This window comes from Phaeobacter sp. LSS9 (assembly GCF_003443595.1).
Taxonomy (GTDB): domain Bacteria; phylum Pseudomonadota; class Alphaproteobacteria; order Rhodobacterales; family Rhodobacteraceae; genus Phaeobacter; species Phaeobacter piscinae.
This window is the reverse complement of sequence record NZ_CP031956.1, coordinates 2412423-2430871: the sequence shown is the minus strand read 5'-3', so window position 1 is coordinate 2430871 and position 18449 is coordinate 2412423. Positions and strand designations below refer to the sequence as shown.

The window sequence follows — 18449 nt, the reverse complement described above, 5'->3', positions numbered from 1 at the left end:
GCGTATCGTTGTGGCCGGAGATTCTATCATGGCCTGGAATCGCGGCGGCGGTGGCTCGGTTGCAGACGGGCTCGCGAGGCGGCTGGGGGAGCCGGTGGGAGATGTGTCGCTGTCGTTTGCACGGCTTGTCGGGGGTGGTGGAGCGTTGAATATTCCCTCTCAGCTGAACGGTGTTGCCGCGGATTGGGTGGTGTTGAACGGCGGAGCCAATGACCTGAGTGGAAGCGGGTGTGGCTGCAGGGTCTGCGACAGCGTGCTTGATCGGCTGATCTCTGAGAGCGGAACAAGGGGGGCAATCCCTGAGCTGGTCGCGGAACTGCGCCGCCGTGGATCCCGCGTGGTCTGGTTGGACTACTACACCGCTCCGCGATACGCCGGGACAATCTGCGTTGCGCCATACCGAATATTGGAGAGGCGCCTGGATCGCATGGCGGCCGCAGATCCGGGGGTGATCGTTTTGGACTTGGATTCGGTGTTCCGATCCGACGATCTCTCCCTCTTTTCCAGGGATCGCGTTCACCCGTCCCTGCGCGGGTCAGGTCGCATCGCCGATCTCGTGGCGCCTGTTCTTATACGTTGACTGCGGCTCTTTATTCCGATGCCCGTCTTTGCTTGCATGTGAATTCCCGGTTTCGCGGCTGAAACCGGGAGGACTAGGTTGGAATGCCATGTGCCGGGCCGTTAAGGACGGACCGGCGCCGTGTCATTCATCGCCAGCATTCAGGCCGGAGAGGAAGAAATCCTTGCCCAGCTCGGGGTTATTGGCCAATCCTTCGACCATGTCCTCGTAGTATTGCCGTTTGATTGCGCGACTTTGCGCTTTCTCAAGCCCGTGCCCGGTGAAGGAGGCAATGCGGGCGGTTTCATTGTCTTTCTTGACCCGCAACGCGCGCGCGACCTTGTCGGGGTAGCGTTTCACCAGCGCGCTGCGCAGGGGCCAAGAGTATTTCGGGGAGAACGGAGAAATCCAGTCAATGAACCAGAGCCGGTCACCACTGGTCCAGCGGTCAGGGTTGAGGTGGTTGGGATTGAGGATGTAGGCGGCCTCTGTGTTCTCATCAAGGAGCGCCCAGCTGCAATAGGCAACCGGAAAGCCGTCCTTTTCAATAATGTAATACTGTTGATTGGCGATGGCAGGCAGGATAAATCCTGCCTGCTGGCTGACCGTCCAATCCCGGTGCAGGACGGAATTGGACCACAGCCAGGCAATCTTGCCATAGGTTTGAAAGTTCTGCTGTTGGTCCATGGTCCTGCTTTCCTGCTGTGACGGTCTTGCGGGCGTGGCGTCAGACAAAGACAAAGGAATTCGCCCCCAGCTCGTCAATTTCCACGCCGAACAGATCGATCAGGCCGTCTGCGGTCTGGATACGGGTGTGGGTTTCTTCTCCATTTGCGCTTTCTATGACTGAGATGTCAAAGTCATCAACCGAACCGCCGAAATCAAACATCAGCTTGTCCTCACCGACGGTGAAATCGGTGATCCGGTCATTGCCATGGCCTGCGCGGAAGACGAAGGTGTCAAACCCGTCCCCCCCGGCAAGCCGATCGTTGCCCGCGCCACCTTCGAGCAGGTTGCGCCCTGTGGTGCCGTTCAGGTCATCATCGAAATCAGTGCCAATGACGCCTTCGAACTCTGAAATCTGATCGCCGGCAACATAGTTGGTCGGCGAGGGAATGAACTCCGAGGTCTGCTCTGCCAGTTTGATCCGCACTGCGGTTGAATGACCCTTGTAGCTGAGGACATCAAAGCCATCACCGCCGTTCAGCGTGTCTGTCCCCTCACCGCCATGAATGGTGTCGTCTCCGCCGTAGCCGGCAATGACGTCATCGCCAGCGCCCCCTTTGAAAAAGTTCGCACCGTCATTCCCGACCAGGACATCGGCAAAGCTGGTCCCAATGGCGCCTTCGAAGTTGTCAATGCTCTCGCTGGATTGGGCTGGAGTGCCGTTCACGATGTCAGCGACCACCGAAGACCAACCCTTAGCCGGATTGTCAAAATACATAATGATGCCGTTGGTGGCGCCTTCGTAGCTGAGAACATCAAATCCTGCTCCGCCATCCAGTTTATCTGCACCCGCTCCCCCGTCAATCAGGTCATTTCCGGCACCACCTGAAATCGTATCGGCGCCCGCACCGCCTCTTATGAGGTTGGCGTCCATATCACCGACTATTTTGTTCTGGCTCGCGTCTCCGAGCAGGACATTGTAGTTGCCATCACGGTTGGCAAGCATGTCTTCTAATGTCGCAAGCCCCCCGGCGGTCAGAACTGCACCGCCGGTCTGGGCATCCCGTGCCTGTCCCAGCGCATCGGCGAATGTGCTGCTGTATGGGCTGTCGCCATTGTCGCGGTGCGTTGCCCAAATGTCATCCGAATTCCGGAACGCGTGATAATTTGCGCGCAGGGTGCTGAAGGCGTTGTTGGGTGCCGCGGCTGAGGTGCTGTCGAAAGCCCCAAGCGCGCCGTGGCGGAAATTGACCTCCGCACCATTGGAGGTGACCACATTGACCCGGAAGGTGCTGGCGCTGTTGCCGTCCTGCAGGATGGTATCAAGGTCCGCCTGCGACAGCCCGTCTTGGGTGGTCCACCCGGCCCAACTGCTGCTTGAGACCTGGGTGCTGGTGCTCAGGCCCTGACGATCAATGAAATAGTCCTGAACGGTGAAAGAGGAGTGCGCACCAAGTGAGATGACCAGATCGTCGCCATATGAGTTGAACCAGATATCCCCGTCTTCGCGCATATGGATGTTGAGGACGTCACCTTTGATGTCTTCTGCTTCTGGTCCGGTGATCAGGTGGTGACCCTGGCTGCCGCCTCCATAGCTGGCCGGGAAATAGGTGATGTTGTAGACATCCCGGCCTTGGCCTCCGACCAGGATATCATTGCCGCCGTGGATATTGCTGTAGCTGAATTGATCATCCCCGGCACCGCCATAAAGGTAATCATCTTTCCATGACCCCTTGATCGTATCGTTGTGTTCCGTCCCGAGGATTGCAACGGAGTGGTTCCCCGCAACATCGACGCTGATATCCAGCTCAGTTGTGGTCCCGTCGGCATTCACATTGGTAATGCCGTTGTTGATCGCCTCGCGGTAGTCCGACAGCGAATGAACAATCGTATCACCTTCGACGCCTTCCTGTTCCAGCGTGATATGCGCGGCTTCGGTATTCCATACGTTGAGTTGTTTCAGCGCAGTATCGTCAGTGCTGCGCAGGATATTGGTGAGCGAAGCCGCGGTTTTCGCAACCTCTTCATCCCGGTTGTCGGTCACCAGAGGGATCAGGGCTTCGGCCATCTCGGATGCGGTTTGTTCGCGGATCTGGTCAGTTTCCAACTCGTCTACCAAACGTTTGAAGCTCTCGGAACTCAGGCCCAGGGTGTCTCCGTCGCCAGCGCCACCATCAAGATAGAGGTCCTCCTTCTGACCGCTCCAGTAGCTCTCCAGTAGCGCGTGGTCGAGGTTGATCAGATCGTCACCCTCACCGCCGCCAACAACCTGAATGGCCGCGCCGACGTCGATCTGGTCATCACCGCCAAAGCCGAACACCTGTTCAAGCTGGGTCGATGTGTCGAGATACATGTAATCGCCCAGAGACGAGCCATGCAGAATCTCAACGTTGCTAAGGGTGTCTCTGACGGAATGCGCCTCGCTGCGCTCATCCAGCCCAACCTTGCGGAACTGCACAACTTCGGTGCGCTTGCCGTGATTGGTTGTCTGGGAGTCGATGGACTCCTGGTAGTATTTTGAACCGGCTTTGAGGTTCTTATACACATAGGTGGTGCCGTCGGAACTAGAGATCGACAGCCCGCGCGACAGCTCGTCTTCTGACAGCCGTGCATAAGAGGCGGTGTCTTGCCCGCTGCCACCATCAAAGGTGACCTGGCTTTCGTAAGAGAACAGGGTGTCATCGCCGCCGCCCGCATCGATGTCGATCCCGATCTCCATCTTGTTGCCCATGCGGTCCTCTGCACTGGACACGACTTTGCTCATATTAAAGGTGGTTTGGTTGTCGCCGTAATCGCGGATATTCCAGCCCGACAGATCAGTGATCTTGAGCGTTGTCTGATATTCATTCTTGCCGGTTTCTTCGCGGCTAGTTTCCTCAGTTCCGGCGGAGAACAGTGGCGTCGTGAAGGTCAGGTAGGATTTGGCACCATTGGCGTTGGGCAACTGAATGACATTGATGTCGCTACCTTCAGTTGGACTAAGGGACCGGTTGCCGGTCTGCCATCCATTGCTGGTGAAGGTCTCAACATAGTTCTTGGCGGTCTTGTTCAGCTCGCCGCTGGTCTTGCTGATTGCCGCCAGCTCGACATCGGTGACATCCAGCCCTTGCCCTCCCAGCGCAATCACCTGATCAACATCTTCATCAGCGACCAGGTCACTGAAGAAATCGGTGTAGTGGGCTTTGGTCTTTTCCTGTTTTTGATCGAAACTGCCGTCAAAGAACTCCTCGACGGTCTGGGGGTTGCCGTTTTCATCGGTCCGGATTTTCTCGGCGTATTTGTCGGCGATCCCTTCCAGCGCAACCTGTTCAAACGCCCCGACAATTGCGGAAATTGCGCCGCCAATCAGCCCCACAGCAGCGGCGATAGGCGCACCCACACCGGTTGCGGCCAGCACACCGGACGTCACCCCTGTGACAACATCAAGCCCAGTGGTCACCCCGTAAAACGCGGCTTCTGCGTCCTTGGATTCCTGCAACAGATCGCTGAGAAGACCTGAACTGTAGGTGTCGGATTTCTGGATCGCGTCGATCCGGTCCTGTTTCTGGTCGAACTCGGCCCATTTTGCCGGGTTGATGGCCCCGACGACGGACCCGATGGCACCAATCACCGGCACTGCCTTGCCAAGCACATTGGCGGCCTTGCTGCCCGCCTTTACCGCCAGTTCCGCAATGCCGAGCACGTTTTCAACCGTTGCAAAGGCCAGTGCCGTGCCCTGAAGACCGACTTCGGCCTGTACAATCTTGCGGGTCTCATCCGGCAAGTCGGGATCCGCCAGCAGCTTGGCCGTTGGCACAAAGCTCCCAGCGGCGCCGCCAACCAGTGACAGCGCGGCAAAGCCCTTTGCCCCCTTGGCGAATTTGAGGTGCCCTGCGGCCTCAAGAATATCACCGCCGGCCCCCAGCGCAGCCTCACCCAGGAAACCGGCATTTGCGGCATGGCCCTCGGGTGTGTTGTCGGGTTTCACCGCAAAGGCCGAAATTGCCTGTCCGGTGCTCAGCACATTGACGCCCGCCTTCAGCGACGCCGTGCGCACGGTGCTGCTGTATTCCTCGAACCCCTCAGTTTTTTCTTTCAGATTGATGAGATCAAGTGACTCTGCCGAAACCGCTTCCAGTTCAGCCTTCTTGTTGGCGGCAAGGATATCACTGCCGGTGTAGGTCTCGGCAGCATAGGTCTTGTATTCTTCAAGCTTTTCCTGGCGAGAGATCTCCAGCGCGTCGATGCGGGCTTGCAGATACTCTGCGTGGTTTGCGGTGTGTTCGCCAATGTCGCCGCCTTTTGAGAAGGTCGCGAGTTTTGTCTGAAGGCTTTCAGCAGCATCCACCACTGCGTTGGTGCGGTAGATTTCCTTGCTGATCTTATCAGCCGCCGCCGCATCGAAATCCGGGTGGTTTGGATCACTCAGCCGGTCGTGTTGCGCCCGCAGGACATCAAGCTCGACCTTCAACTTCGAAATGTCGTCGGTGACAGTGCCCTTGATTGAGTTGATGAACTGTTCATTGGTGTTTGCCAGTTCACCCGCGGCGTACTGCTGTTCGACAGCCGCGACGATCTTACCAACGATCTTCAGGTCTTTTGCGACAAACTCCGCCCATTGGGCTTCCACGTTATTGTCTTCATCCTCACCGGTCAGATCCTTGCCGGCGATTTTCCCTTTCAGGCTTTTGACCAGATTGTAGTTCCAGTTCGAATAATTGGTCGCCTTGCTGATCGATTTGACTTCTGGAATGGCGACCCCGGATTCAAGATATGTTTGAACCGTATCGCGAAACGAGTCCCGCGCCTCCGGTCCCAGATCCGCAAAGATCGTGTCATATGCAATGACTGAGGTTTCCAGGATGGCGGCTTGTTCTTCGTTCAGCATAGAATGCGACCTTTCTGACGGGGGCAGAGTGTGATCCGGTTTCGTCACGGTTGTGCCGTGTACGCAAACGCTGAAAAAAGCGCCGCCGTCATCGTATGTCCAGAATGCGACGTTGAATAAGGCCAGATCGCAAAAAGTACGAATAACGCGCTAAGGTTCAAGGGGTTATCAGAGGCCGTTCAGTTGAGACTAAGTGCGATCAAGGATGGTGGCCGGACGTATCAACCTGTTGACCTGCAAGGGCAGTTGTCGCAGCGCTCAGCCGTAGTGACGCATATTTCATATTACAACACATGTTCACAAAATCGACGAATCACCGCTGACGATGGGGTGTGGCGGGCACCTCAAAGATGCGGGTGCTGTGCTCTGACCGGATATGCTGACGGCGCGCGAATGAACACGCTCAGGTTGAACCCTGATCGACTGCTGGCCGTTTGCGACGGGCCTGTGTGCTACGTCAGTTCAGGCCACCCAAGTCACAGATCAGTGCATGGATGGCGTCGACACCGTCGCGGGCCTTGAGGTTGGCAAAGACAAAGGGACGTTCGTGGCGCATACGTTTCGCATCGCGCTCCATCACTGAGAGATCCGCACCGACATGGGGCGCCAGATCGGTTTTGTTGATGATCAGAATGTCCGAGCGGGTGATTGCAGGACCGCCCTTGCGTGGGATTTCTTCACCTGCGGCAACATCAATCACATAGATTGTCAGATCGGCGAGTTCTGGGCTGAATGTGGCCGATAGGTTATCGCCACCGCTTTCGATCAGGATGAGTTCAAGATCAGGATGGCGGTCGCGCAGCTCGGCCACAGCACCAAGATTGATGGACGCGTCTTCGCGAATGGCGGTATGGGGACAGCCGCCGGTTTCCACCCCCAGAATCCGGTCTTGTGGCAGGATCTGTTGGCGCATCAGCGCCTCGGCGTCTTCCTGTGTGTAGATGTCATTGGTGATCACCGCGATGGAGTGGCTGTCGCGAAACACTTCGCTGAGCGCTGCGGTAAGGGTGGTTTTACCCGCACCGACTGGTCCACCGATGCCAATACGCAGGGGCCCGTTGAGAGTGGTCATGTGCGAAAGATCCTTGAATGCTGGGTTTCGTGTTTCATTGCTGCGATATCGGCAAGGAAGCTGGTAGAGGACAGCTGTGCGAGATCGCCTGCGTTGGTCTGCTCGGCAATGTCCTGACAAAGCGGCGCAAGGGCGTGGATAATCGCCTGTGCTCTGCTCTGTCCGATGGGGGCGAGACGTTGGCCCGCCGCCACAAGGTTCGCGGCAAAGGCCTGCAGGTACAGCGCGATGGTCGCCTGCAAGGGCAGGGCACAGCAGTTTGCCGCAAAGCCAACAGCGACGGGATAAGTGAGCTTGGTGGGTATGCCGTTCTGGTCCGTTTCCGGCCACACGGTGCGGGTGATCTGGCAAAAGGCCGCTCCTTGCAGGCCGGTTTCGCGAAGACGCTCCAGCGATGGTGCATAGGCGCGACATTGTGCGTCGATCTGCGCCACGGCACCAGTATGCGAGGCATGATAGGCCGCAGCAAGGAACAGAGCATCAGACCAGCCACCGCCGTCCCGCAGAACTGTTTCAATCCAGTCCTGCAATTCTGCTGCTGTACTGACCGCAGCGGAGGTTATTGCCCATTCTAACCCATGCGAATAGCTGAATGCCCCCACCGGATAGCCGGGAGAGAACCACTGTGCCAAGGTCAGCAATTGTGCACTAGTGGGCATGGGAGTGCTCGTGCCCGTCACCATGAGAATGGGAGTGGGAATGGCTATGGGTACGGCCATGGCCATAGGCCCCGCCCTCTGGGGTGAAGGGTTCCACTACATCGCGCAGTGTCGCGCCAAGCTTGTTCAGCATGTCCCGGATCACATGGTCGCGCTGGATCAGCAGGCGACTGGCCTCGATCTGGCAGGGCATATGGCGGTTGCCGATGTGCCAGGCCAAACGGAGGATGTGGTCGCCTGTCACTTCCAGCAGCTCCTCCTTTGCCGGACGGACGCCGATTTTGCGCCCGTCTTCCAGCACGAAGGCGTCGCCTGCATCCAGATTTTGGGTGGATGGAAAATCGGCCAGAAACCGCAGGCCGCTATCGCTGGTCAACACTTTGCGGCGCAGGAACCGGTCCTCATAGCTAAGGGTGATCTGGTCATCGGTATCATGCGCGTGGATTTTGTGCTGGCTTAGGGGGAGGGACATCCGAGAACTCCGTCAGAATAAAAAATAGCGCTGGGCCATCGGCAGATCATCGGCCGGGGCACAGGTCAGAAGTTCGCCATCTGCACGGACCTCATAGGTTTCCGGATCGACTTTGATCTCTGGCAGGGCGGTGTTGAGTTTCAGGTCAGATTTACCAATGGTGCGCGTGTTCCTGACCGCGCAGGTCTGTTTGGCGAGGCCAAGGTGTTGGCCAATTCCGCCTGCTTCAGCTGCCTCTGACACAAAGGTGACGGCGGAGTTTTCCACTGAGCGGCCGTAGGCTGCGAACATCTGCCTGGAATAGACAGGCTGTGGTGTGGGGATGGAGGCATTGGGATCACCCATCTGTGCCATCGCGATAGAGCCGCCGAGCAGCACCATTTCAGGCTTTACGCCAAAGAACGCCGGGCTCCACAGCACCAGATCAGCCCGCTTTCCGACCTCAATACTGCCGATTTCATGGGCGATACCGTGGGCGATGGCCGGATTGATCGTGTATTTTGCAATATAGCGGCGGACGCGGAAGTTGTCGTTTTCTCCGGTCTCTTCCGGCAGGCGCCCCCGTTGCTTTTTCATCTTGTCGGCAGTTTGCCAGGTGCGGATCAGAACCTCACCTACACGGCCCATGGCCTGACTGTCCGAGGCGATAATCGAAAAGGCGCCCATGTCATGCAGGATGTCCTCTGCCGCGATGGTTTCGCGGCGGATGCGGCTTTCGGCGAAGGCGACGTCTTCGGGGATCGATTTGTCGAGGTGATGACAGACCATCAGCATATCCAGATGCTCTTCGATGGTGTTGACGGTAAACGGACGTGTGGGGTTGGTGGAGGAGGGCAGAACATGCGCCTCTCCGCAGATTTTGATGATGTCCGGCGCATGACCGCCACCCGCGCCCTCGGTGTGGAAGGCATGGATGGTGCGGCCCTTCAGCGCTGCGACCGTGTGTTCAACAAAACCAGATTCATTCAGCGTGTCGGTGTGGATCATCACCTGCACGTCCAGCGCGTCTGCCACTGAAAGACAGCAATCAATGGCCGCCGGGGTGGTGCCCCAATCCTCATGCAGCTTCATCGCGCAGGCACCTGCGGTGATCTGCTCTTCCAGTGCGCGGGGCTGCGAGGCGTTGCCCTTGCCTGCAAAGGCCATGTTCATGGGAAAGGCATCTGCCGCCTGCAGCATGCGTCCGATGTGCCAAGGCCCCGGTGTGCAGGTGGTGGCGAGGGTTCCATGGGCGGGCCCCGTGCCGCCCCCCAACATGGTTGTCAGGCCTGAATGCAGCGCCTCTTCGATTTGCTGTGGGCAGATGAAATGGATGTGGCTGTCAAAACCGCCTGCGGTCAGGATCCGTCCTTCCCCCGCGATGATTTCGGTTCCCGGCCCGATGATGATCGTAACGCCGGGTTGTGTGTCTGGGTTGCCTGCCTTGCCGATGGCGGCGATGCGCCCGTCTCTCAGGCCCACATCTGCCTTGTAGATCCCGCTATGATCGACAATCAGCGCGTTGGTGATGACCGTGTCGACTGCCCCCTCGGCGCGGCTGGCCTGCGATTGGCCCATGCCGTCGCGGATCACCTTGCCCCCGCCGAATTTCACCTCTTCGCCATAGCGGAGAGCCTTGCCGCATCCGCTGGCTTCGGCGATCAGATCGCGCTCTACCTCGATGATCAGATCGGTGTCCGCCAGGCGCAGGCGGTCGCCTACAGTAGGGCCAAACATCGCTGCATAATCGGCACGGGTGATTTGGGATGGCATCAAAGATCCCCCATGATGGCAGCATTGAAGCCAAAGATGCGCCGTGCGCCGGATATCGGGATCAGCTGCACTTCGCGGCGCTGGCCCGGTTCGAACCGCACGGCGGTGCCCGCTGCAATATCAAGACGCTGGCCGCGTGCGGCATCCCGGTCAAAGTCGAGTGCCGGGTTTGCCTCGGCAAAATGGTAGTGCGATCCGATTTGCACCGGTCGATCGCCGGTGTTTGCCACCATCAGACGGGTAACGGGGTGATCCGGGTTCAGCTCCAGATGGCCCGAAGCGGGGAAGAGTGCGCCGGGGATCATTTGCGTCGCCACAGAAGGCTTGCACAGCCAATGACCACCGTTGCGACCAAGGCCGCCAGAAGCCATGTCTCGGCGCCGTGGGGGTGAATATGTGCTCCACCATGGGCGAGGGCCGGGCTGCCGATCAGTAGCAAGAGAGTGAAGAATGCAGGGCGCGGTGTCATGGGTCTGGATCTCCTGAATGTGGATCAGCGAATGGGGTTGTGGACGGTGACAAGCTTGGTGCCATCGCGGAAGGTCGCTTCCACCTGAATGTCGTGGATCATCTCGGCAACGCCCGTCATGCAGTCGTCGCGAGTGATGACCTGCGCGCCCGCTTCCATCATGTCGGCGACGGATCGACCGTCGCGTGCCCCCTCGACCACCGCGTCTGTTATCAGTGCGATGGCTTCGGGATGGTTCAGCTTCACACCGCGCGAGAGTCGGCGCCGGGCCACCTCTGCCGCCATGGAAATCAGAAGTTTGTCTTTTTCGCGTGGGGTCAGATTCATGTCAGATCATCCAAGGTCGGGGAAGAGGGGCGCCATGCAGATCGCTGAGGATTGGCAGCAGCAGCTGGCGCAACGCGAAACTGTCGGGAGCGAGGGCACGCAGAATTAAAAGGTCATCGCCGATTATGCTGGCACCGGCGGTAGGACCCAGTTGCGCACGTAAAGGAGCAAGCCTGCCTTCGGCATCGGGTGCGACGTAGGCCAGGGTCGCCATAGCTCCGGCGCCACCAGCTATCGTCGGATTCGCCAAATGTGCGGCGACATCGCCATGCAGATGGATTGTATCCAGAAACAGGGGATGCCCGGCGCGCCGAATGTCGATGCGATCATTCAGGCGGGCTTTGGTCAGTTTCTCGCCCATGGCCGCCCGCCCAAAAACCAGCGTTTCACACAACAAAAGGCGGGACTCTGCGTCCAGATCAACGGTGAGGCTTCGGTCCAGGCTGCAGCCTTGAAACAGGATCGTCTCCTGAGGAAGCCAGGCGAGGTTGGCCTGGGGAGCGACGCTGACTGTGTTGCGGATCAGGCCGGTTTCACCGGACTGCGCACGATAGGCGCGCTCGGCTGCTTGGGTGGTGAGGGTCAGCGATGTCCCAACGCGAGCGGTTGCGTGCAGATTGAGTCGGTCACCCCCTGTCACACCGCCGGCAGTATTGACGACCACCCCCTGCAGAGCGGCGTCATCGGTGCGTGGAAACAAGAGCTTCAATGAGCCGACCTGCCTAAGGTCGGCCAGGACTGATGCACTGCCACGCCGCTTGGCGGAGACTGAGACATCTCCAACAGCGCGCGGGGGGGCTGTCTGTACTGCTGTCGCAGGTACCTTATCGGCTTGCTGGTACCGGGTCACAGGCAGTCCACAGGCACGATCGGACCAAGACGATTGCTGGCGTTGAGATGAAGGTCTGGGCGTCATGCTGCTGATTTCATCACAGCGCAGACCCACCGCCAGCGCAAAGCGAGCTATTCGGCATTCTGCGCCAAGCCCTGCGCAAAATAGAGGCCAATTACTGGATTGATGATGAAAAAACAGGCGCGCACTTGGTTGGCGCTACGTGATTTTCTCGACGCGTTTGCGAAAGTTTCTGCGATGCAGAATGCTGGGTCCATCCACAAGGGCATGACCCGGAGAGACTGTGGATGTGTGACGACCGGAGGAATTTGCGATCTCGCCAGCCGCCACACGGATGCAACACGAAGCTGCCCGGTACAGGTAGGAAATCCGGCGCCCCGGCGCAAGGGATCCACCGTTGTTCCGGCGAGGAGAGACTATATGATCACCCGAAAATCCGTTCCGGCACCAACGGCCACAGTTGTGGCATTGGCGATGATGGCGTTCGGCACCGGAGCCTTTGCTGCAGATTGCCCGATCAAGGTGGGCGTCCTGCACTCGTTATCCGGTACGATGGCAATTTCTGAAACCACGCTGAAGGACACCATGCTGATGCTGGTCGACGAGCAGAACGCCAAGGGTGGCCTTCTCGGATGTGAGCTGGAGCCGGTTGTTGTTGATCCTGCGTCGAACTGGCCGCTGTTTGCGGAAAAAGCGCGCGAACTGCTAAGCGTGCATGAGGTGGATGTGATTTTTGGCAACTGGACCTCGGTAAGCCGGAAGTCAGTTTTGCCAGTGATCGAAGAGCTGAACGGTCTGCTGTTTTACCCGGTGCAATACGAGGGGGAGGAAAGCTCGCGTAATGTGTTCTACACCGGGGCGGCTCCGAACCAGCAAGCGATTCCGGCAACGGATTATTTCCTCGAAGAGCTTGGTGTTGAGAAGTTTGCGTTGCTCGGCACAGATTACGTCTATCCGAGGACGACCAACAACATTCTCGCCAGTTACCTTGACCAGAAGGGGGTTGGGGAGAGTGATATCTTTGTGAACTACACGCCGTTCGGTCATTCCGATTGGTCAAAGATCGTCGCGGATGTGGTGGCCTTGGGCGCGGACGGTAAGAAAGTTGGTGTGATCTCCACCATCAATGGCGATGCGAACATCGGCTTTTACAAAGAACTGGCAGCGGCGGGTATCAGCGCGGACGACATCCCTGTGGTGGCCTTCTCCGTGGGAGAGGAAGAGCTGTCGGGCCTGGATACCTCCAACCTTGTCGGTCATCTGGCCGCCTGGAACTACTTCCAGTCCGCTGATGGAGAGGCCAACAGCGCCTTTGTTGAGAAATGGAAGGCACGCATGGGTGACGCACGCGTCACGAATGACCCTATGGAAGCCCACTACATCGGTTTCAACATGTGGGTGAATGCTGCCACAGAAGCAGGCAGCACCGATGTCGATGCCGTGCGTTCCGCGATGTATGGACAGGAGTTTCCGAACCTGACAGGCGGTACAGCTGTCATGCTGCCCAATCACCACCTCGCCAAGCCGGTTCTGATTGGTGAAATTCTGGACAATGGCCAATTCGATATCATCAGCCAGACAGAAGAGATGCCCGGTGATGCTTGGACGGATTATCTTCCTGAATCTGCGGTTTTGACTTCGGACTGGAAGGATCTTGGCTGCGGAATGTATAATACCGAGACCAAGAGCTGCGTTCAGACACTATCCAACTACTGATTTCGCAGGATCTCAGGGAAGGGGGATCGCCCCCTTCCATCTTCTCTACCTTTCGAATGGAAATGACCCCTATCATGACACGGTTATTTGCCGCTGGTCTGCTGGTCCTGTGGGGCTGTCTGGCTGCCATGGCGCAGACGTTGCCGCCATCAGATCCGCCTCAAGCCGGGATATCAACGACGTCGCGTGCGCCCCTTCAGCAGCTTTTGCAGTCACAGTCTGACCTTATCACCGCCAGTTCGCGACGGACGATTCAACCCGCCATTGATGCGATTGCGCAGAGCGGTCTGGACGACGTGCAGACGCTTTTGCAGCTGTGGCAGGGAAAGAAACTGGTCATGCGCAAGTCGGATGGGCTTTTCTTTCGTGGCGATACGATAGGAGATAGTCGCTATGAACTGACCGATCTGGGCAGTGGGGCTGTGATTGGGGTTGTTGATAAGGCCGACCTCAAACCGATCAAGCCAAATTCCGGCGTGCGCGCCCTGATTGGCACCGCTCTGGTGCGGTTCCAACTGAACGATCCGGTGGCTGCGATCCGCAGGGCTGCGGTCACCTCAATTGGGCGGGATCCATCGGCGAAAGCGCTGGAGCCTCTGCGGGCGTCGATCCGCAGCGAAACTGACGACGACCTGCGCGTGTTGAAGCAGCGCCAGGAGCGCCTGCTGACCATGCGTTTTGACATTGATCCCCAGGCGCGCGTCGCGGCCATCGAAGACATGTCGGGCGATCTGGGTGTTGATGTGCGCGCAGCCCTGAACCCACTGCTGGACACCTCGTTGCAGATCTATCCCGTGGGAGAGCCAGCGACCGGGAATATCGCCGCCGAACGTCGTATTGGTCAGGATTTTACCGAAGCCGACGCCTATGCGGTGTTGGTTGACAGAGGGTTCGCCGAACCGCAGTTGCAAAGCGACGAGATCAGACAGGCGCTGGAGGCACATATTGTTGACGGGCGTGTGGCAGGTATTCCCCTGGCGCAGCTCTCGGATATGTCCACGCGGCGGGGTGCATATGACAAGCTGGCCGCCGCAGGGCTGGTGCGTCTTGGTCCCACATTGCCGGAAATGGCTGACACTGTTGCCCGTTACCGGTTCGTCGATACCTACAATGAGGCCTCTTCCGCCGTGACCGATGCAGCGGAGGCGGCGCTGGCGCGGAGCAACCGCAAGGTTGCCTTCCATAAGGCGGCGGATCTGGCATTGGATGCAATATCGCTGGCTTCCATTTATTTCCTCGCAGCCATCGGCTTGGCGATCACCTTTGGCGTGATGGGCGTTATCAATATGGCGCATGGTGAATTCATCATGATGGGCGCCTACACTGGCTACGTGATCCAACTGGTGATTCCGAATCACACGCTTTCCATACTGGTGGCGATCCCTGCTGCGTTTGCTGTCACCTTTGGCGCGGGGATTGCGATGGAGCGGTTGGTGATCCGGTGGCTCTACAACCGTCCTCTGGAGACGCTGCTCGCTACTTTCGGCATTTCGATTGCGCTGCAGCAACTGGCCAAGAACATCTTTGGCACACAAGCGCGCCCGCTGACCGCACCGGGCTGGTTGGGCGGCGCATGGACGCTCAACGATGTGGTGTCGATCAGCTATATCCGCATTGCGATCTTCGTTCTGGCGCTGGGCTTTCTCGCGCTGCTTCTGTTCATCATCCGCCGCACACGTCTGGGGCTGGAAACACGGGCAGTGACACAGAACCGCAGTATGGCGGCTTCGATGGGGATCAATCCGGACCGCGTGAATATGCTGACCTTTGGTCTGGGGTCTGGCATCGCAGGGATTGCGGGCGTGGCGATCGGATTGTTTGCTAAGGTCACATCGGAGCTGGGCAACGACTACATCGTGCAGAGCTTCATGACGGTGGTCGTCGGCGGGGTCGGCAGCATCTGGGGGACCTTGGCGGGCGCAGTGATGATCGGCTTCTCGCAGAAGGGGATCGAATGGCTCAACCCCTCCAATACGCTTGCTGCACAGACCTACATGATCGTGCTGATCATTATCTTCATTCAATTCAGGCCGCGTGGGATTGTTGCCCTGCGGGGTCGCGCGGCGGGGGATTGATCCATGCAACGTAGCTTTATTGCCCGCAACCCGTCTGTCTTGATCTTCGTCACGATCCTTGCGCTGTTTACGCTGGGCGTCACCCTGCTGTCCGAAGGATTGGGGGTCGGGATTGTCTCAACCTCGCTGATCAAGACATTGGGGAAAACACTTTGCCTCTGTCTGGTCGCCATCGCGATGGATTTGATCTGGGGCTATGTAGGGATTCTGAGTTTGGGTCATTTCGCCTTCTTCGGGTTGGGCGGATATATGATCGGCATGTGGCTGATGTATGAGCGGACCCGGGACACAGTGCTGGCGTCATTGTCCGACCAAGTACTTCCGCCAACTGATGCCGAAGTGCGGGATGCCGTTGCGCATCAGATTTTTGGTGTCGTTGGCGGCGACAGTTTTCCGCTGATCTGGACCTTTGCTGACAGTTTGCCTCTGCAACTTTTCCTAGTTGTGGCTGTCCCCGGTGTGCTGGCGCTGACTTTCGGTTGGCTCGCCTTTCGCAGCCGGGTGACCGGGGTCTACCTGTCGATCCTTACTCAAGCGATGACCTTGGCACTGGCGCTATATCTGTTTCAGAATGACAGCGGACTGCGCGGCAACAACGGGTTGAGCGGGTTGCAGAATTTGCCAGGCTTGGCCGATGTGCCGCAGTCGGTGATCTCGATCTGGTTCTTCTGGGCGTCGGCTGTCGCACTGGGATTTGGCTATGTGATCGCGGCCTGGGTGGTCGGTGGGAAATTTGGCTCAGTTTTGCGTGCCATTCGCGACAATGAAACCCGCGTACGGTTCCTTGGATATTCTGTTGAGGGGTACAAATTGGTGATGTTCACCGGGACGGCATGCGTCGCGGCTATCGCTGGTGCGCTCTATTATCCGCAGGCGGGGATTATCAATCCAGCCGAAATGGCGCCGATCGCCTCCATCTATCTGGCGGTCTGGGTTGCGATCGGCGGGCGGGGTCGGCTCTACGGTGCGGTGATTGGTGCGGTCTTTGTATCGCTGCTGTCCAGTTGGTTCACAGGCGGGCAGGCCCCGGACGTTGACCTCGGAGTTTTCACCATTCGCTGGGTCGATTGGTGGCAGGTTGTTCTGGGGCTGGGGTTTGTTCTGGTGACCTTGTTCGCACCGAAGGGGATTGGCGGTTTGGTCGATCTGGTTCAGCGGCGCCGCACCGCCGAGGTGCCACCCCACATAGAGAAGGCAAAATCATGAATCCTCTTCTGGAAGTGTCGGGTGTCTCCGTCAGCTTTGATGGTTTTCGTGCAATCAATAACTTGTCCTTCCGGATCGGGCGGGCCGAGCTTCGTGCGATCATTGGTCCAAACGGCGCGGGCAAGACGACGTTCATGGATATCGTCACAGGGAAAACAGCGCCGGACAGCGGCAGTATAATCTGGGATGGGAGCCGACGGTCAGTCTTCGCCCGTTCCGAGGCGCGTATTGCCCGTGAAGGCATTGGGCGGAAATTTCAGAAACCAACGGTCTTTGAAGAACAGACAGTTCAGGAAAATCTACTGCTTGCACTCAAAGCGGATCGCCGCCCACTTGCCGTATTGCGGTACCGCGCATCCCGGCCGCACCTTGCCCGGATCGAAGAGCTCGCAGGTGAGGTCGGTTTGAGCAATGCACTGCAGCGTCGGGCCGGTGAGTTGAGCCACGGCCAGAAACAGTGGCTGGAGATCGGCATGTTGCTGGCCCAAGAGCCGCGTTTGCTGTTGGTGGATGAGCCCGCCGCGGGCATGACGCTGGAAGAACGGGAACAGACCACAGCAATTTTGGTTGCGGCGGCTAAAACGCGCGCGGTGGTGGTCGTGGAGCACGATATGGATTTCGTCCGAAGACTGAATTGCCGGGTCACGGTGCTGCACGAAGGCGCGGTTCTGGCTGAAGGATCGTTGGACCATGTGACAGCCGACCAAGCTGTCATTGATGTTTACCTGGGGCGCTGAGCGATGTTGAAACTTGACGATGTAACTTTGCACTATGGTCATTCTCAGGTTCTGCATGGGATCTCGATGGAGGTGCTACGCGGAGAGGTGGCCTGTGTTATGGGCACAAATGGCGTTGGCAAAACCAGTCTGATGAAGGCGATTGCCGGTCGCCATGCCCGGTCCGGCGGTATCCTTGAGTTGGATGGCCGATCTTTGGGAACTGCTTCGGCACATCAGTTGGCCAAGAATGGGATTGCCTATGTGCCGCAAGGGCGGGAGATTTTCCCGCTTCTGACAGTTCTGGAAAATCTCGAAACTGGCTTTGGATGCTTGCCAAAGACCGAACGCCACGTTCCGGATAAGATCTATGAGCTGTTCCCTGTGCTTCGCGATATGCGCCATCGACGCGGTGGGGATCTGTCGGGCGGTCAGCAACAGCAGCTCGCCATCGCCAGAGCGCTGATCACGCGACCAAAACTGCTATTGCTTGATGAGCCGACAGAGGGCATCCAGCCGAATATCATCCAGCAAATCGGTGAGGTGATCCGACATCTGAGGACCGAAGGTGAGATGGCGATTGTGCTGGTAGAGCAGTATTTTGATTTTGCCTACGAGCTGGCAGATCGGTTTGTGGTTCTTCGTCAGGGTCGTGTCACATTGGCTGGCGACCGCAACGACGTTAGCCGGGCTGATCTACTGACGGGTGTATCTGTCTGATTTTCGCGGCGCGTTAGCGTCGCGGTCGAGCCGCCTGGCCTACAGTGATGCAGGAGAGACGGTCGGCTGCAACGCATATGTTAGCGGGCTTTGCTGCTTGAAACGTCAAATCTGTCGCTTTCGGCTGCTGTCGCGGTCGAAAATAGCATTCATCACGCCTGTGACTGGCTGATCATTCATCGCGCGTCGTGGTGGATTTAGATAATCTGAAATTCGCTACATTTTATTCGAAGTGCCTGACGCGCTGTATTTGGCTAGTCTTGGCCAAATGTATGGTGATGCCGCGCCGGAGACGGCAGGGGAAAGGGAGAACGACCAAA

16 protein-coding genes are annotated in these 18449 nt (G+C 58.0%); 6 read left to right on the top strand and 10 right to left on the bottom strand.

The genetic code is table 11. From position 1 onward, the window contains the following. Positions 1 to 28 precede the first annotated feature (28 nt). A complete protein-coding gene (locus D1820_RS11685; protein WP_371311703.1) occupies positions 29 to 580 on the top strand; it encodes an SGNH/GDSL hydrolase family protein in 552 nt (183 codons plus the stop codon). Positions 581 to 703: 123 nt separating this feature from the next. On the opposite strand, the gene D1820_RS11680 is transcribed toward D1820_RS11685, so the two are convergent. From D1820_RS11680 to D1820_RS11640, 10 genes are all read right to left on the bottom strand, one after another. Then, a complete protein-coding gene (locus D1820_RS11680; RefSeq protein WP_118069156.1) occupies positions 704 to 1246 on the bottom strand; it encodes a toxin-activating lysine-acyltransferase in 543 nt (180 codons plus the stop codon). A gap of 40 nt (positions 1247 to 1286) precedes the next feature. Further along, entirely contained in the window at positions 1287 to 6092 is a 4806-nt protein-coding gene (locus D1820_RS11675) for a hypothetical protein (protein WP_118069155.1), read from the bottom strand. Positions 6093 to 6549: 457 nt separating this feature from the next. Continuing rightward, positions 6550 to 7164 (bottom strand): urease accessory protein UreG, encoded by a 615-nt coding sequence (ureG, locus tag D1820_RS11670; RefSeq protein ID WP_118069153.1) that lies wholly within the window; start codon positions 7162 to 7164, stop codon positions 6550 to 6552. Then, positions 7161 to 7823 (bottom strand): urease accessory protein UreF, encoded by a 663-nt coding sequence (locus D1820_RS11665; protein ID WP_118069151.1) that lies wholly within the window; start codon positions 7821 to 7823, stop codon positions 7161 to 7163. The genes ureG and D1820_RS11665 overlap by 4 nt, the downstream gene beginning before the upstream one ends. Then, positions 7813 to 8295 (bottom strand): urease accessory protein UreE, encoded by a 483-nt coding sequence (locus tag D1820_RS11660; protein WP_118069150.1) that lies wholly within the window; start codon positions 8293 to 8295, stop codon positions 7813 to 7815. The genes D1820_RS11665 and D1820_RS11660 overlap by 11 nt, the downstream gene beginning before the upstream one ends. A gap of 12 nt (positions 8296 to 8307) precedes the next feature. Next, complete coding sequence (gene ureC, locus D1820_RS11655; RefSeq protein WP_118069148.1) at positions 8308 to 10047, bottom strand: urease subunit alpha; 1740 nt, start codon at positions 10045 to 10047, stop codon at positions 8308 to 8310. Continuing rightward, positions 10047 to 10352 (bottom strand): urease subunit beta, encoded by a 306-nt coding sequence (locus D1820_RS11650; protein WP_118070172.1) that lies wholly within the window; start codon positions 10350 to 10352, stop codon positions 10047 to 10049. The genes ureC and D1820_RS11650 overlap by 1 nt, the downstream gene beginning before the upstream one ends. Continuing rightward, positions 10349 to 10516 carry a peptidase M23 gene (locus D1820_RS19120; RefSeq protein ID WP_162894091.1) on the bottom strand — a complete coding sequence of 56 codons (168 nt, stop codon included), beginning with the start codon at positions 10514 to 10516 and terminating at the stop codon, positions 10349 to 10351. The genes D1820_RS11650 and D1820_RS19120 overlap by 4 nt, the downstream gene beginning before the upstream one ends. A 24-nt stretch (positions 10517 to 10540) precedes the next feature. After that, positions 10541 to 10843, bottom strand: coding sequence for an urease subunit gamma (locus D1820_RS11645; protein WP_024098754.1), 303 nt, complete (start codon positions 10841 to 10843; stop codon positions 10541 to 10543). A 1-nt stretch (position 10844) separates the two neighbouring features. Next, positions 10845 to 11552, bottom strand: a complete 708-nt coding sequence (locus D1820_RS11640; protein WP_371311702.1) for an urease accessory protein UreD — start codon at positions 11550 to 11552, stop codon at positions 10845 to 10847. Positions 11553 to 12116: 564 nt separating this feature from the next. Between D1820_RS11640 and urtA the strand changes: the two genes are divergently transcribed. The 5 genes from urtA to urtE all read left to right on the top strand — a co-directional run bounded on the left by urtA (position 12117) and on the right by urtE (position 18129). Further along, the gene (urtA, locus tag D1820_RS11635; RefSeq protein WP_040178848.1) at positions 12117 to 13412 is read left to right on the top strand and encodes an urea ABC transporter substrate-binding protein; all 1296 of its coding nucleotides are present in this window, start codon (positions 12117 to 12119) and stop codon (positions 13410 to 13412) included. 74 nt (positions 13413 to 13486) lie between these two features. Then, positions 13487 to 15487: an urea ABC transporter permease subunit UrtB gene (gene urtB / locus D1820_RS11630; protein WP_254683306.1), complete on the top strand. Its 2001-nt coding sequence runs from the start codon at positions 13487 to 13489 to the stop codon at positions 15485 to 15487. A 3-nt stretch (positions 15488 to 15490) separates the two neighbouring features. Continuing rightward, positions 15491 to 16693, top strand: coding sequence for an urea ABC transporter permease subunit UrtC (urtC, locus tag D1820_RS11625; RefSeq protein ID WP_118069145.1), 1203 nt, complete (start codon positions 15491 to 15493; stop codon positions 16691 to 16693). Then, entirely contained in the window at positions 16690 to 17430 is a 741-nt protein-coding gene (gene urtD / locus D1820_RS11620; RefSeq protein WP_118069143.1) for an urea ABC transporter ATP-binding protein UrtD, read from the top strand. Before urtC ends, urtD begins: the two co-directional genes overlap by 4 nt. Positions 17431 to 17433: 3 nt before the next feature. Further along, positions 17434 to 18129 (top strand): urea ABC transporter ATP-binding subunit UrtE, encoded by a 696-nt coding sequence (gene urtE / locus D1820_RS11615; RefSeq protein WP_118069141.1) that lies wholly within the window; start codon positions 17434 to 17436, stop codon positions 18127 to 18129. Positions 18130 to 18449 lie beyond the last annotated feature (320 nt).

Bases quoted from the DNA above. Each gene is read 5' to 3' on its own strand.
- D1820_RS11685 (WP_371311703.1), top strand. From the start codon at position 29: ATGGCCTGGAATCGCGGCGGCGGTGGCTCGGTTGCAGACGGGCTCGCG.
- D1820_RS11680 (WP_118069156.1), bottom strand. From the start codon at position 1,246: ATGGACCAACAGCAGAACTTTCAAACCTATGGCAAGATTGCCTGGCTG.
- D1820_RS11675 (WP_118069155.1), bottom strand. From the start codon at position 6,092: ATGCTGAACGAAGAACAAGCCGCCATCCTGGAAACCTCAGTCATTGCA.
- ureG (WP_118069153.1), bottom strand. From the start codon at position 7,164: ATGACCACTCTCAACGGGCCCCTGCGTATTGGCATCGGTGGACCAGTC.
- D1820_RS11665 (WP_118069151.1), bottom strand. From the start codon at position 7,823: ATGCCCACTAGTGCACAATTGCTGACCTTGGCACAGTGGTTCTCTCCC.
- D1820_RS11660 (WP_118069150.1), bottom strand. From the start codon at position 8,295: ATGTCCCTCCCCCTAAGCCAGCACAAAATCCACGCGCATGATACCGAT.
- ureC (WP_118069148.1), bottom strand. From the start codon at position 10,047: ATGCCATCCCAAATCACCCGTGCCGATTATGCAGCGATGTTTGGCCCT.
- D1820_RS11650 (WP_118070172.1), bottom strand. From the start codon at position 10,352: ATGATCCCCGGCGCACTCTTCCCCGCTTCGGGCCATCTGGAGCTGAAC.
- D1820_RS19120 (WP_162894091.1), bottom strand. From the start codon at position 10,516: ATGACACCGCGCCCTGCATTCTTCACTCTCTTGCTACTGATCGGCAGC.
- D1820_RS11645 (WP_024098754.1), bottom strand. From the start codon at position 10,843: ATGAATCTGACCCCACGCGAAAAAGACAAACTTCTGATTTCCATGGCG.
- urtA (WP_040178848.1), top strand. From the start codon at position 12,117: ATGATCACCCGAAAATCCGTTCCGGCACCAACGGCCACAGTTGTGGCA.
- urtB (WP_254683306.1), top strand. From the start codon at position 13,487: ATGACACGGTTATTTGCCGCTGGTCTGCTGGTCCTGTGGGGCTGTCTG.
- urtC (WP_118069145.1), top strand. From the start codon at position 15,491: ATGCAACGTAGCTTTATTGCCCGCAACCCGTCTGTCTTGATCTTCGTC.
- urtD (WP_118069143.1), top strand. From the start codon at position 16,690: ATGAATCCTCTTCTGGAAGTGTCGGGTGTCTCCGTCAGCTTTGATGGT.
- urtE (WP_118069141.1), top strand. From the start codon at position 17,434: ATGTTGAAACTTGACGATGTAACTTTGCACTATGGTCATTCTCAGGTT.